The sequence below is a fragment of the Agrobacterium sp. LMR679 genome (genome assembly GCF_027157905.1).
In the GTDB taxonomy this organism is placed as follows: Bacteria; Pseudomonadota; Alphaproteobacteria; order Rhizobiales; family Rhizobiaceae; genus Agrobacterium; species Agrobacterium leguminum.
Genome location: NZ_JAPVOJ010000001.1, coordinates 443,444 through 456,583, shown reverse-complemented (window position 1 = coordinate 456,583; position 13,140 = coordinate 443,444). Strand labels below are relative to the sequence as shown.

Here is a 13,140-nt window from a genome sequence, read left to right as displayed (position 1 = left end):
GGCCTGTGCTGGCGGCGGGTTCTCTGAGGACAATACGAATGACGTTCGAAAATTTTCCTCTTTTTCTCAAGTTTTCTTAAATGGAGGAAATAACGGTCAAAAATGGCGTGACGGCCCGCACCTTGCCGCCGAATGGCCGCACCACCGCATCGAGCGCGCGGATGGGGTCGGCAAGATCGAAGACACCGCTGACGACGTTGTTTTTCAGGGCAGGGGTGGCGATGACCACCTTGCCCTTTCGCCAGCGGGCGATGCGATTGACCACCGCCGCGACCGTCTCCTTTTCGGCAATGAGCATGCCGGTCCGCCATGCCGCGATTTCAAAAGCCTCCCTGACGCCGCGATCCATACGGCGCGATGCCTGGTCGTAGGTCAGCCACTCGCCTGCCGCCAGTTTCTCTCCGCCTGGAGAGGGCAGATCGGGCGATGTGGCCAGAACCAGCCCATGATCGACGGAGACGGAGATGGAGAGATCGTCGCCCGAAACGTCGAAAGCGGTCCCGAGCGCCGTAGCGGTCAATGGTCCGTAGGCGACGGAGAAGGGGCGCGAGGCATCGGGCCGGACATCGAAATAGGCCATGCCGGTAAGGAGGTTCACCCGTCTTGCCCGCTCGCCGAAATCGATGGCGATTGCGCTGTCCGGTCCGAGCGTGACCATGCTGCCGTCTTCGAGGGGAATTTCTCTGATCTCGGCCGTCGATGTCAGATAATCGGCGCGGGCGCGCAACCTCACATAGGGTGCCAGCACCGAACCGCCAGCCGCCGCACCGAGACAGAGCACGCCTCCGACAAGCAGAAGACGCCGGTTGGGGTCGAAGCCCTTTTGCGAGGAACGGGCCTCCTCGGCCAGAATCTGGCCGGTCATGCCGTGGATCGCGGCGACCTTCGCCCAGGCGGCGGCATGGGCCGGTCCGCGCTCGATCCAGGCGCGTGCCGTTTCGATGGCGACGGGATTGCCGGGATCGTTCTGCAGGCGAATGGCAATATCCGCAGCTTCACGAAACAGGCGTCGTTCTTCCGACACTTCGTTCATAGGGAGCCTTTCAGGATTGCCGGAGACCGGACAATGTCACGGCCTTTGATATATACGAATGAGAGGCCGCATATTTCCGAATGTAAGAAGTTTAATGCGCAGGCCCGCGATTAAACGGCGATATCTCGAGCAAGACGACGGTTCCCGTCCTCTACAGACCGTTCAGGCGATCCTCTATGTGTTCGTAGGCGTCGCGGATCAAAACCCAGGTGCGGGTTGTGGACATGCCGAGCTTCTGCGCCACTTCGCTGATCGTCAGGCCGCCCATCCGGTGCAGCTGGAAGGCCTCACGCACCCGACGCGGCAGTTCCGAAAGCGCCTGTTCCACCAGTTGCAGCCGCTGACGGTCATAGACGATGGTTTCAGCCGATGGCGACGGATCGATGATGGCATCGAAGGCGTTTTGCGGCAGGTCGACACGGCGCAGACTGCGTTCGCGGCGATAATGATCGATGCTGAGATTGCGCGCCACAGTATAGAGATAGGATTTGGGATTGTGGGAGGCGGCACTTGCCGGCGGCGGTGAGGCAAGCACCTTCAAAAAGGCATCCTGCGCCAGATCGGATGCCGTTTCAGGATCGATGCCCCTGCTGCGCAGGGACCTGACGATGCCCTTCGCATATAGCCGGAACAATTCCTGCAGATCCCAACTCAAGAGCCTTGCCTTCCGGTAACCGACCCCGTGCCTGCCCGGTGAATGGACGGTCGGTGTGTCGAACGATGCAGCCGTCGGTCGATTATGTGCAATCGGTGCCGAATTCGAGAATATGCGAAGCGACGGCTTCGATAAACAGGATCGCCCCGCAGGCATGATATCATCGGCCGTTGATGTTGCCGGTATCATGCTTGCGGGGCGACGGTAAAGTAAAACAGTCGCTGTACTATGGATTAGTCTGTGACTTTTCCTGCGTTCATATCAATTGCCGCGATGAACGATGCAGACTGCGAGTAAAGGTTGTTATTCGGCGGGCTGCGCCACGGCTTCCATATCTGACGGTCCGCGATCTCCGGAGAGGCTGCGCTGGGCGAGCGCGATGATGGCGACTGTCGAAAGGCTTGCGGCGACGGACACCCAGAAACCGTTGTCCGGGCCGAAATTGTCGATTACCCAGCCGGAAACGAAGGCGCCGAGCGCCATGCCGATACCGATGCCGGTCATCACCCATGTCACGCCTTCCGTCAGCATCGATTCCGGCACGCGGCGCTCGATCAGGCCGAATGAGGTGATGAAGATCGGCGAGATTGCAACGCCGCTGAGGAAAACGGCGAAAGCGAGAAGCGCTACCGAGGTGTTGGCGATAAGCAGCGGCAGGGCGGTGAGCGCGAGCACGCTGACGGCGATCAGCAATTGCCGTTGCAGCGGCATTTTGGGGTTGATCGCGCCGAGAATGAGGCCAACCACGAAGGAGCCGATGGCATAGACGCCGATGACGAGGCTGGCGGCTTCCGGTTGACCAAGCGCCTTGGTGATTGCGACGGCGCTTACCTCGGCCGTGGCAAAAGTGGAGCCGACGAAGATCAGCGCAAGCGTGATGATCTGGACCGGGCGCAGGAAGATGGCCGAACGCTGCCGGCGGCCGCTTTCAACCGGCCGCACCTTGGGCTCGGTCGAGCGTTGCAGAAGGAAGGCAAAGGTGCCGAGCGCCAGGAAGGTGGTGCTGATCATCATGCCCGCTTCCGGAAAGAGCGAAACCGCAAGGCCAACAGAAAGCGAGGCGCCGGAGATGTAGACAAGTTCGTCGGCGGCGGATTCGAAGGCGAAGGCGGTGTTCAGCTCCGGCCGGTCGCGGAAGATTTCCGTCCAGCGGGCGCGCATCATGGCGGGAATGCTCGGCATGGCGGCGGCGAGGAAAGCGGAAAGGAACAGCGTCCACGCCGGCCATCTCTGATTTGTCGCGATAATCAGCGCCGCAAAGGCGATGACCGAGACGATGGTGGCGGGGATGAGGACCTTGCTCTGCCCCTTGCGGTCCACCAGACGGGAGATTTGCGGGGAGAGGGCGGCATTGGTCAATGCGAAGGTTGCCGAGACGGCGCCGGCCAGCCAATATTCACCGTGAGTCTGGGAAAGCATGGCGACGATGCCGATCGGGGCCATGGCAATGGGAAGGCGGGCGAAGAAACCGGCGGCGGAGAAGCCTTTTGCGCCTGGAGCCCGGAAAATTTCTCTGTATGGATTAGACATCGGGATGCACCTTGTTCTAAGGGTGTCCACCACATACATACGTGGCGTATGTGAATGAGATAATTGCATACGACGCGTATGTCAACTAATATACGCGTCGTATGTGGAAAATGGAGAAGAAATGCGCAAACCTCGCAGTGAAATGATTGCCGAGACGCGGGCGAAGCTTCTGGCTGCCGGCCGCAAGGCCTTTGGCAGCATCGGTTATGCGGAAGCGTCGATGGACGACTTCACCGCCGAAGCCGGTCTCACCCGTGGCGCGCTTTATCACCATTTCGGCGACAAGAAAGGCCTGCTGCTGGCCGTTGTGGCCGAAATCGATGCGGAGATGACGAATAGGCTCTGCGACATCTCTTCGAGGGCCGCGACCCGGTGGGAGGGCTTCGTCGAGGAGAATGTCGGTTATGTGCGCATGGCTCTCGAACCGGAAATCCAGCAGATCATGTTTCGCGACGGGCCGGCGGTGCTCGGCGATCCGTCGCGCTGGCCCAATGCCAATGGCTGTATCTCGGCTGTCGCCCGAAGCCTGGATGCGCTCCGGGAAGAAGGCACCATCGGCGACATCGATCCGGAGGCATGCGCCCGTTTCATCAATGCGGCGAGCAGCAGCGCCGCCCAATGGATAGCCAATTCCGACGACCCGGAAACGACCTCGAAACGGGCTGTCGGCAGTTTCCGGACCTTTCTGGAGGGATTGCGGGTCAGGAAAGACTGACCCGCATAGCTGCCTATCTGTTATTCCGGGTCGGCTAGGCCATCATCACGGAAAATGTGTAGAGATATCTGGAATAGATACGGATCATGTTATTGGTAGCACCTGTTTGACACCTCTGAGGTCAAGGTTATGGTCGACAAGCCGTCGGAAAAAGCGTCCGGAAGCGCGCCATCGGATCAATCGCCGAAGCTTCTTTCGGGCGGTAATCCCCAGATTGCAAAAGGATATGGCGACGCGCCGGTGCAGGCCTATATCGCCGCCATGCCGGGGTGGAAAAGCGCGGTCGGTGGTCGTATCGACAGGCTGATCGAAGGTGTCGTGCCCGACGTGCGCAAGGCTGTGAAGTGGAATTCGCCCTTCTACGGCATGGAGGACGATATCTGGTTCCTCAGCCTTCACTGCTTTACGAAATACATCAAGGTGACCTTCCTGAACGGCGCATCCTTGCAGCCTTTGCCGCCCGGCACTTCCAAACATCCGAAGGTCCGCTACCTCGATATCCACGAGGATGCGTTTGATGAGGCGCAGTTCGTGGAGTGGGTGAGGCAGGCAAGCGTGTTGCCCGGCGAAAAAATGTGAGCGACCGGGTTTGCCGGTGCCACAGGCTTTTAGGCACGCGATGATCGCGAAATGGGCCAACGAATCAGGCCGGTTTTCCTGCGTCTTGAGGATCGCGTCGCGCTGGGGATGATAAGAAATCGCGGGCTGTCCGATACAGTTTTTCCGGAGTGAAGAAAAACCGGCCGATCCGGCCGATTTCTGTTTACTTTTGCCGGGGTTGCACGCCATCACCCTCACTGAATTCGCTGCCAGGCGTATCGCAAACCACGGAGGATGAGATGAAGGCACTGGTGCTGGAAGAAAAAGGCAAGCTCTCGCTCAGGGATTTTGATATTCCGGGTGAAGCGGGATCCGCTGAACTCGGGCCCAGGGATGTGCGCATCCGCACCCATACGGTCGGCATCTGCGGCTCGGATGTCCATTATTACACCCATGGCAAGATCGGTCATTTCGTCGTCAACGCGCCGATGGTGCTCGGCCATGAAGCGTCTGGAACAGTGATTGAGACCGGCGCCGAGGTGACGCATCTGAAGGTGGGCGACCGCGTCTGCATGGAGCCCGGCATTCCCGATCCCACATCGCGCGCCTCCAAGCTCGGCATCTACAATGTCGATCCGGCTGTCCGCTTCTGGGCGACGCCGCCGATCCATGGCTGCCTAACGCCTGAGGTCATTCATCCCGCGGCCTTCACTTATAAGCTGCCCGACAATGTGTCCTTTGCCGAAGGCGCCATGGTCGAACCCTTCGCCATCGGCATGCAGGCAGCGCTCAGGGCACGTATCCAGCCGGGCGATATTGCTGTCGTCACGGGGGCAGGTCCGATCGGCATGATGGTGGCGCTGGCGGCGCTTGCCGGCGGTTGCGCCAAGGTCATCGTTGCCGATCTCGCCCAGCCGAAGCTCGATATCATCGGTTCCTATGATGGAATCGAAACCGTCAACATCCGCGACCGCAATCTCGTCGAGGCCGTCTCGGCGGCGACCGACGGCTGGGGTTGCGATATCGTCTTCGAATGCTCGGGTGCAGCACCCGCCGTGCTCGGCATGGCGAAGCTGGCGCGGCCGGGCGGCGCGATCGTGCTGGTCGGTATGCCCGTCGATCCGGTTCCGGTCGATATTGTCGGCCTGCAGGCCAAGGAGCTGCGGGTCGAAACGGTTTTCCGCTACGCCAATGTTTACGACCGGGCAGTTGCGCTCATCGCGTCCGGCAAGGTCGACCTGAAGCCGCTGATTTCCGCGACCATTCCCTTCGAAGACAGCATCGCCGGCTTCGACCGTGCGGTGGAGGCGCGGGAAACGGATGTGAAACTTCAGATCGTGATGCCGCAATAAAAGATCGCGTGCTGACCACCGATGCCTGCCACCGATGATTGAGTGGCAGATATGCTGCGGAAAAGTATGAGTGCGGTCTGCCGTTGTCCGGTGGTCCGCACTCCAAAAATTTACAAGATATCGCCTTCGGGTGAGCATTGTTTGAGCGGATCACGCCGAATTGTGCAAAAAAATCGGCGCGACCGCTGAGTTTTTGGCCAGCCTCATCCGGCGACTATTCAATTCCCGACAAAAAAGAGTCAAAAAAGTATCGGTAATTTCTTCGGCGTGATGTGGAAGCACAGATAGCGCACGCCATATGCTCCTCATCAACGCCTGGGACGAGCCATAAAGAGGAATGGCTCTGCTCCGCAAATGCGGCGGACGTGTCGATGGGAGGAACTATGATGCAGCCCGATCTGGAACTGGTGCACATCCGCAAGGGCGAATCCTTCGCTGCCTGGCGGCATGGCTATCCGTTCCGCACCGTGCGCTGGCATTATCATCCCGAATACGAAATCCACCTCGTTGTCGCCACGTCAGGCACGTTTTATATCGGGGATTTCGTCGGCCGTTTCGGCCCCGGTCAGCTCATCATGACCGGTCCCAATCTCCCCCAGAACTGGATCAGCGAGATCGAGCCGGACGAGATCGTGCCGACACGCTCTCTCGTGATCCAGTTTCCGGAGGCTTTTATCGAGGATGCCTGCACCTCCATGTCCGAGATGGAGGTAGTCCGTGCGCTGCTGGACCGCAGCCGCCGCGGCATTCTGTTCGACGATGAGACAAGCGATCGCGTTCGCCCGCTGATCCTTCGGCTGATCGAGGCGCAGGGGCTGACGCGGCTCGCACTTTTCTGGGAAATTCTCGATCTCCTGGTCAATGCGCCGTCTTCCGAGGTGCTGGCAAGCCTGAGCTACGAGCTTGATCTGACAGGCATCGGCGACAGCGGCATCAACCGCGCGCTGTCGCATCTGCGCCAGCACCTGACCGAGCAGGTCGAGGAAATCGACCTTGCCGAGATGGTGGGCCAGAGCCCAAGCGCCTTTTCCCGCGCCTTCAAGCGCCACACGGGAACGACGCTGGTGCGGTATCGCAATCAGTTACGCATCGATCTCGCCTGCCAGATGCTGCTGGCGGATCAGGAGGTTAAGGTGGCGGAGGTCTGCTACGATGTGGGCTTCTCCAATCTTTCGAATTTCAACCGGCATTTCCTGAAATTGAAGGGAATGTCGCCGTCGAGGTTCCGAACCATATTCGCAGCCCAGAAGGCAGCGGTCATGGCGGATTAAACCAGCGACACATCGCCGATTTTTTAGAATTCGGGCAGAGGGCTGTCCGGAAACGGGCACTTGTTGCCCCAACTTTCCAAACGGGAGGAATAGTGAGATGAAAATGAAATCCAAGTTTCTGATGGCAACAGCTGCAATCGCAATGATGACTGCTCCGGCGCTGGCGCAGGAAAAGCTGAAGATCGGCATGACCTTCCAGGAGCTGAACAACCCCTATTTTGTGTCGATGCAGGAAGCGCTGAAGGAAGCCGCAGCAAGCATTGGCGCTGACGTTGTCGTGACCGATGCCGGCCACGATGTGGCAAAGCAGATTTCCGACGTTGAAGACATGCTTCAGCAGAAGATCGACATTCTGCTCCTCAACCCGACGGACAGCGCCGGCATCGAAGCCGCCGTGCATGCTGCAAAGGCTGCCGGCGTGATCGTCGTTGCTGTCGACGCCAACGCAAACGGCCCGGTAGACACCTTCGTCGGCTCGAAGAACCGTGACGCGGGCTACAAGTCGTGCAAGCATCTCGGTGACGCGCTCGGCGGCAAGGGTGAAGTCGCAATCCTCGACGGTATCCCGGTCGTGCCGATCCTCCAGCGCGTTGAAGGCTGCAAGGCGGCTCTCGCAGAATTCTCCGAGATCAAGCTGGTCGATACGCAGAACGGCCGTCAGGACCGCTCCGTTGCTCTCGGCGTTGTTGAAAACATGATCCAGTCGCGTCCGAACCTCGCCGGTATCTTCTCGGTGAATGACGGCGGTGCGATGGGCGCACTCGCTGCTATTCAGGGTTCCGGCAAGGACATCAAGCTGACCTCGGTAGACGGTGCTCCGGAAGCTGTGAAGGCGATTGCCGAGGGTGGTCCTTTCATCGAAACCACCGCGCAGTTCCCGCGTGACCAGGTCCGTGTCGGCCTTGCCATGGCGCTTGCCCAGAAGTGGGGCGCACGCGTGGTGCCGAAGGAAGTCCCGATCGACGTTATGGTCGTCGACAGCAAAAACGCCGGCGAGTTCAGCTGGTAAGAACTCCTCCCAGGTCCCGTCCCCATCTAGTATGGGGGCGGGGTTAAATCCCGACCATTGAGGAGGGTGAAATGCTGGAACTGAATGGAATAAGAAAAAGCTTTGGCAAGATCGAAGTCCTGCGCGGCGTCGACCTTGAGGCGCGCGCCGGCGAGGTGCATGCGCTTCTGGGCGAAAACGGCGCCGGCAAGTCGACTTTGATGAAGATCCTGTGCGGCATTTTGCAGCCATCGGAGGGGACGATCCGCATTGACGGCAAGGATCGCCGCTTCGCCAATTATGACGAGGCGATTGCCGCCGGCGTCGGCATCGTGTTTCAGGAATTCAGCCTGATCCCCTATCTCAATGCCGTTGAAAACATGTTTCTTGCCCGCGAGATCCGCGGGCCGCTTCGCCTTTTGAACAAGGGCGCCATGCGCAAGCGCGCGGCCGAGATCATGAGCCGTCTGGCCGTGGATGTTCCGCTCGACGTGCCGGTGCATCGCCTTTCGGTTGCCCAGCAGCAATTTGTCGAAATCGCAAAGGCACTGTCGCTGGATGCCCGCATTCTCGTGCTCGACGAGCCGACCGCGACGCTCACCCCGTCCGAGACCGAACATCTGTTCAAGGTCATGCGTGAACTGCGGCGTCAGGGCGTGGCGATCATCTTCATTTCGCATCACCTCGAAGAAATATTCGAGATCTGCGACCGCATCACCGTTCTGCGCGATGGCGAACTGATCGGTTCCTGCCTGACCTCGGAGGTCGATAACGACCGTCTGGTCGAGATGATGGTCGGCCGGCGCATCGAAGCGAGCTTCCCGCCAAAGCCGCCGCTCGATCCTTCCGCCGCAAAGGTGATCGAAGTGGAAGAGCTGCAATTGAAGAAGGGCGGCCCCATCTCGCGCTTTGCGCTGCGCAAGGGCGAAATTCTCGGCTTTGCCGGGCTTGTCGGCTCGGGCCGCACGGAAACGGTTCTCGCCATGCTGGGCGCGCATTCCGCCTCGCGCCGCAAGATCAAGGTCGATGGCGTCGACACACGTTTTTCCGGCCCTGATGAAGCGCTGATGCGCGGCATCGGCTTGCTTCCGGAGAGCCGCAAGGAGGAGGGGCTGATCACCAGTTTCTCCATTTTGCAGAATATTTCGCTGAATAATTACCGCAAATACCGCAAGGCCCACTGGTTCCTCGATCTCAAGAAGGAACTGGAGCACACGACAAAGGCCATGGCGCAGGTGCAGGTGAAGGCGCAGGGACCTTATGCCCGCGTCGACACGCTGTCGGGCGGCAACCAGCAGAAGATCGTCATCGCCCGCTGGCTGAACCATGACATGCGCGTGCTGATCTTCGACGAGCCGACACGCGGCATCGACGTTGGCGCGAAGGCGGAAATCTACTCGCTGATGCGCGAATTCGCTGCCAAGGGATACTCGATCATCATGATCTCCTCGGAGCTGCCGGAAGTGATCGGCATGTCCGACAGGGTCTGCGTCTTCCGTTCCGGCGGCATCGTCGCCACGGTCGAGGGCGAAGACATCAATTCAGAAACAATAATGACAAACGCCACCACCGGGAGAGTTGAACATGTCGCTTGATGCAAACACCGGCGTTGCCGCGAAAACGGGCGGTTTCAGTCTCAGCGCCATGCTGCGTTCGCCGCTTGCCCTGCCTCTGGCGGGTCTCATCGTCGTATCGATCCTGATGGGGCTTGCGAGCGACAATTTCTTCAGCGTCAACAATATCATGAACGTGCTGCGGCAGGTTTCCGTCGTCGGCATTCTCGCCGTCGGCATGACCTTCGTCATCCTCACCGGTGGGATCGACCTGTCGGTCGGCGCGGTCATGGCGCTTGTCGGCACATTGTCCGCCGGACTGATGGTGAATACCGGCCTGTCTCCCGCGGCTGCTTTGCCGGCTGGCCTGTTCATCGGTCTCGGCATCGGCATCTTCAATGGCGCGCTCGTCGCCTGGGGCAAGATGCCGGCCATCATCGTCACGCTCGCCACCATGGGCATGGCACGTGGCCTCGGCCTCATCTATTCCGGCGGTTATCCGGTCAGCGGCATTCCGAGCTGGATTTCCTGGTTCGGCGTTGGCCGCGTCGGTGTCGTTCCCGTACCGGTCATCATCATGGTAGTGATTTATGCCATTGCCTGGGTGCTGTTGCAGCGCACGGCTTTTGGTCGCCACGTCTATGCACTCGGTGGCAACGAACTTGCCGCCCGCCTTTCGGGTGTGAAGACCCAGCGTGTCAAACTTGCCGTCTATGGCATTTCGGGTGTCACCGCAGCACTTGCCGCCCTTATCCTCACCGGTCGCCTGATGAGCGGTCAGCCCAATGCCGGCGTCGGCTTCGAACTGGACGCCATCGCGGCGGTCGTTCTCGGCGGTACAGCGATTGCCGGGGGCAGGGGCCTCATCCTCGGCACGCTCATCGGCGCGGTGCTGCTGGGCATTCTGAACAACGGCCTCAACCTGATGGGCATCAACCCCTATCTGCAGGATGTCATCAAGGGCGGCATCATTCTGCTGGCCATCTATATCGGGCGCGAATGGCGCTGAGCCGGCCCGGAAATATCTTCATAAACGCAGGAGAATTAAATGTCTGAATCGCTGCAAGGCAAGATCGCGGTCATCACCGGTGCCGCATCCGGCATCGGGCTTGCCACAACAGAAGCGCTCTTGGAACAGGGCGCTACCGTGGTCATGGTCGACTGGAACGAGAAAGCCTTGAATGATCTGGCCGCCAAGCTTGGTGACCGCGCCATTCCGCAGGTGACGAACCTGCTCGATGCCGACAGCTGCAATGCCATGATCCCGGAAATCCTCGGGAAGGTCGATCATATCGACATCCTCTATTGCAATGCCGGCACCTATATCGGCGGTGAGCTGACCGAAACGACGCCTGAAGCCATCGACAAGATGCTGAACCTCAACGTCAACGCCGTCATGAAGAACGTCCATGCCGTCGTGCCGCATATGTCGGAGCGCAAGACTGGCGATATCGTCGTCACCTGCTCGATCGCCGGCCATTTCCCGACCTATTGGGAGCCGGTCTATTCGGGCTCGAAATGGGCGATCACCAGCTTCGTGCAGGGCATGCGCCGCCAGATGATCCCGCACGGCGTGCGCGTTGCGCAGGTCTCTCCCGGCCCGGTCGTCTCCGCACTTCTGGCGGATTGGCCGGAGGAAAACCTTCGCAAGGCCAAGGAATCGGGTAGCCTCATCGATGCGAGCGAAGTGGCCGATGCCGTTGTCTACATGCTGACGCGCAAGCGCACGGTCACCATCCGCGACATGCTGGTTCTCCCGACCAACTTCGACCGCGTTTAAAAATCTCTGGAGCGGCGGGACAACCGGAAACGGTCCCGCCGCTCAACCCTTGTTCAAGCACCGGATGATCCGCTCCGAGGAGTATCGCAAATGGCTTCCTATCTGATTGGCGTCGATGTCGGGACCGGCTCGGCGCGCGCCGGTGTCTTCGATGTCGCGGGAAAGCTGCTCGCCACCGCCAAACGCCCGATCAGCATGCATCGCGAGGATGGCGGCATTGCCGAACAGTCGAGCGGCGAAGTATGGCAGGCCGTTTGCGATAGCGTCCGGGAAAGCGTTTCCCGCGCCGGCATCGATCCCGCCGAGGTTGCCGGCATCGGTTTCGATGCCACCTGCTCGCTGGTGGTGCGTGGACCGGAAGATGAGACCCTGCCGGTTGGGGCCCCCGATCATCCCGAGCGCGACATCATCGTCTGGATGGATCACCGCGCCGTCGAGCAGGCGGAGCGCATCAATGCCGGCGAACACACCGTGCTGAAATATGTCGGCGGCCGTATTTCCCCGGAAATGCAGACGCCGAAACTGCTGTGGCTCAGCGAAAACAGGCCGGACATCTATGCCCGGGCCGAGCATTTTTTCGACCTCACGGACTTTCTGACATGGAAGGCTTCGGGCGCGCTTGATCGCTCCGCCTGCACGGTGACCTGCAAATGGACTTATCTCGCCCATGAGAACCGTTGGGATGCGGAGTATTTCACCCGCATCGGGCTTGGCGATCTTGCCGAACAGGGTTTTCGCCGCATCGGTCAAAGCGTCGTCCATCCCGGCACGGCGCTGGGTAACGGTTTGACGGAAGACGCTGCAAAAGCCATGGGTCTGGTTGCGGGCACCGCGGTTGCGGCAGGTCTGATCGACGCCCATGCCGGCGGCGTCGGCACGGTGGCTGCGGGTGGCGATGCGTCGCGATGCCTCGGTTATGTTTTCGGCACCTCATCCTGCACCATGACGACCACCGCCGAACCCGCCTTCGTGCCGGGTGTATGGGGACCCTACTATTCCGCCATGGTTCCTGGCGCATGGCTGAATGAAGGTGGCCAGTCCGCTGCCGGCGCGGCCATCGATTATCTCGTGCAGCTGCACCCGGCCTATGCCGAGGCGAAGGCGCTTGCCGACAAGGAAGGCAAAGCCTTGCCGGTATGGCTCGCTGACCGGGCGCTCACTCTTGCCGCATCCGCTTCCGCTGCCGCAAAGATCGCCGAGGATTTTCACGTGGTGCCGGAGTTTCTCGGTAACCGCGCGCCGTTTGCCGATCCCCATGCCCGCGCTGTCATCGCCGGTTACGGTACCGAGACGGGCGTGGATTCCCTTACGGCGCTTTATGTGGCCGCCCTTCTCGGCCTTGGTTACGGGCTTCGCCAGATCATCGAAACGCAGGCCCGCAACGGTGCGCCGGTGGAAACCATCAGCGTCAGCGGTGGGGCAGGCGCCCATCCGCTTGCAAGACAATTGCTGGCAGACGCCACCGGACTTTCCGTTGAGCTTAGCGAATGCGAAGAGCCGGTGCTTCTCGGCTCGGCCATGCTCGGTGCGGTTGCCGCAGGGACCTATCCGGACCTTATCGCCGCCATGCCGGCCATGTCCCGCATCGCCAGCAGTTCCGCACCCGATCCCGCTTTTCAGCGGGTGCACCAGTCCCGTTACGACGCATTTCTGGCGCTGCAAAATGCCGCGCGCGCCATTCGTGCCGCCAGCCATTCCTGAGCGCTGTCAAAAGTTTAGATCA

At 60.2% G+C, this 13,140-nt stretch carries 12 protein-coding genes; 9 read left to right on the top strand and 3 right to left on the bottom strand.

Going from position 1 to position 13,140, the window contains the following annotated elements; translation table 11 throughout:
- Positions 1-76: 76 nt before the first annotated feature.
- The 3 genes from O3W47_RS02065 to O3W47_RS02055 form a co-directional block, all read right to left on the bottom strand.
- The gene (locus tag O3W47_RS02065; protein WP_269312832.1) at positions 77-1,033 is read right to left on the bottom strand and encodes a FecR family protein; all 957 of its coding nucleotides are present in this window, start codon (positions 1,031-1,033) and stop codon (positions 77-79) included.
- Between the two features lie 151 nt (positions 1,034-1,184).
- Positions 1,185-1,688: an RNA polymerase sigma factor gene (locus tag O3W47_RS02060; protein ID WP_135398312.1), complete on the bottom strand. Its 504-nt coding sequence runs from the start codon at positions 1,686-1,688 to the stop codon at positions 1,185-1,187.
- Positions 1,689-1,991: 303 nt separating this feature from the next.
- Positions 1,992-3,218, bottom strand: coding sequence for an MFS transporter (locus O3W47_RS02055; protein WP_269312831.1), 1,227 nt, complete (start codon positions 3,216-3,218; stop codon positions 1,992-1,994).
- 121 nt (positions 3,219-3,339) lie between these two features.
- On the opposite strand from O3W47_RS02055, the gene O3W47_RS02050 reads away from it, so the two are divergent.
- From O3W47_RS02050 to O3W47_RS02010, 9 genes are all read left to right on the top strand, one after another.
- Entirely contained in the window at positions 3,340-3,933 is a 594-nt protein-coding gene (locus tag O3W47_RS02050; protein WP_269312830.1) for a TetR/AcrR family transcriptional regulator, read from the top strand.
- Between the two features lie 129 nt (positions 3,934-4,062).
- Positions 4,063-4,512, top strand: a complete 450-nt coding sequence (locus O3W47_RS02045; RefSeq protein WP_269312829.1) for a DUF1801 domain-containing protein — start codon at positions 4,063-4,065, stop codon at positions 4,510-4,512.
- Positions 4,513-4,772: 260 nt separating this feature from the next.
- On the top strand, positions 4,773-5,825 hold the full coding sequence (locus tag O3W47_RS02040) for an NAD(P)-dependent alcohol dehydrogenase (protein WP_269312828.1): 1,053 nt from the start codon (positions 4,773-4,775) through the stop codon (positions 5,823-5,825).
- 386 nt (positions 5,826-6,211) lie between these two features.
- Complete coding sequence (locus tag O3W47_RS02035) at positions 6,212-7,096, top strand: AraC family transcriptional regulator (protein ID WP_080821057.1); 885 nt, start codon at positions 6,212-6,214, stop codon at positions 7,094-7,096.
- Positions 7,097-7,193: 97 nt separating this feature from the next.
- Entirely contained in the window at positions 7,194-8,105 is a 912-nt protein-coding gene (locus O3W47_RS02030) for an ABC transporter substrate-binding protein (RefSeq protein ID WP_331283542.1), read from the top strand.
- Positions 8,106-8,176: 71 nt separating this feature from the next.
- Entirely contained in the window at positions 8,177-9,679 is a 1,503-nt protein-coding gene (locus O3W47_RS02025) for a sugar ABC transporter ATP-binding protein (RefSeq protein WP_269312826.1), read from the top strand.
- The gene (locus tag O3W47_RS02020; RefSeq protein ID WP_137454343.1) at positions 9,669-10,646 is read left to right on the top strand and encodes an ABC transporter permease; all 978 of its coding nucleotides are present in this window, start codon (positions 9,669-9,671) and stop codon (positions 10,644-10,646) included. Before O3W47_RS02025 ends, O3W47_RS02020 begins: the two co-directional genes overlap by 11 nt.
- Positions 10,647-10,685: 39 nt before the next feature.
- Positions 10,686-11,417, top strand: coding sequence for an SDR family oxidoreductase (locus O3W47_RS02015; RefSeq protein WP_080820370.1), 732 nt, complete (start codon positions 10,686-10,688; stop codon positions 11,415-11,417).
- 90 nt (positions 11,418-11,507) lie between these two features.
- Complete coding sequence (locus O3W47_RS02010) at positions 11,508-13,118, top strand: FGGY-family carbohydrate kinase (RefSeq protein ID WP_269312825.1); 1,611 nt, start codon at positions 11,508-11,510, stop codon at positions 13,116-13,118.
- Positions 13,119-13,140: the final 22 nt, after the last annotated feature.

Bases quoted from the DNA above. Each gene is read 5' to 3' on its own strand.
- O3W47_RS02010 (WP_269312825.1), top strand. From the start codon at position 11,508: ATGGCTTCCTATCTGATTGGCGTCGATGTCGGGACCGGCTCGGCGCGC.
- O3W47_RS02040 (WP_269312828.1), top strand. From the start codon at position 4,773: ATGAAGGCACTGGTGCTGGAAGAAAAAGGCAAGCTCTCGCTCAGGGAT.
- O3W47_RS02035 (WP_080821057.1), top strand. From the start codon at position 6,212: ATGCAGCCCGATCTGGAACTGGTGCACATCCGCAAGGGCGAATCCTTC.
- O3W47_RS02020 (WP_137454343.1), top strand. From the start codon at position 9,669: ATGTCGCTTGATGCAAACACCGGCGTTGCCGCGAAAACGGGCGGTTTC.
- O3W47_RS02055 (WP_269312831.1), bottom strand. From the start codon at position 3,218: ATGTCTAATCCATACAGAGAAATTTTCCGGGCTCCAGGCGCAAAAGGC.
- O3W47_RS02015 (WP_080820370.1), top strand. From the start codon at position 10,686: ATGTCTGAATCGCTGCAAGGCAAGATCGCGGTCATCACCGGTGCCGCA.
- O3W47_RS02065 (WP_269312832.1), bottom strand. From the start codon at position 1,033: ATGAACGAAGTGTCGGAAGAACGACGCCTGTTTCGTGAAGCTGCGGAT.
- O3W47_RS02025 (WP_269312826.1), top strand. From the start codon at position 8,177: ATGCTGGAACTGAATGGAATAAGAAAAAGCTTTGGCAAGATCGAAGTC.
- O3W47_RS02050 (WP_269312830.1), top strand. From the start codon at position 3,340: ATGCGCAAACCTCGCAGTGAAATGATTGCCGAGACGCGGGCGAAGCTT.
- O3W47_RS02045 (WP_269312829.1), top strand. From the start codon at position 4,063: ATGGTCGACAAGCCGTCGGAAAAAGCGTCCGGAAGCGCGCCATCGGAT.
- O3W47_RS02030 (WP_331283542.1), top strand. From the start codon at position 7,194: ATGAAAATGAAATCCAAGTTTCTGATGGCAACAGCTGCAATCGCAATG.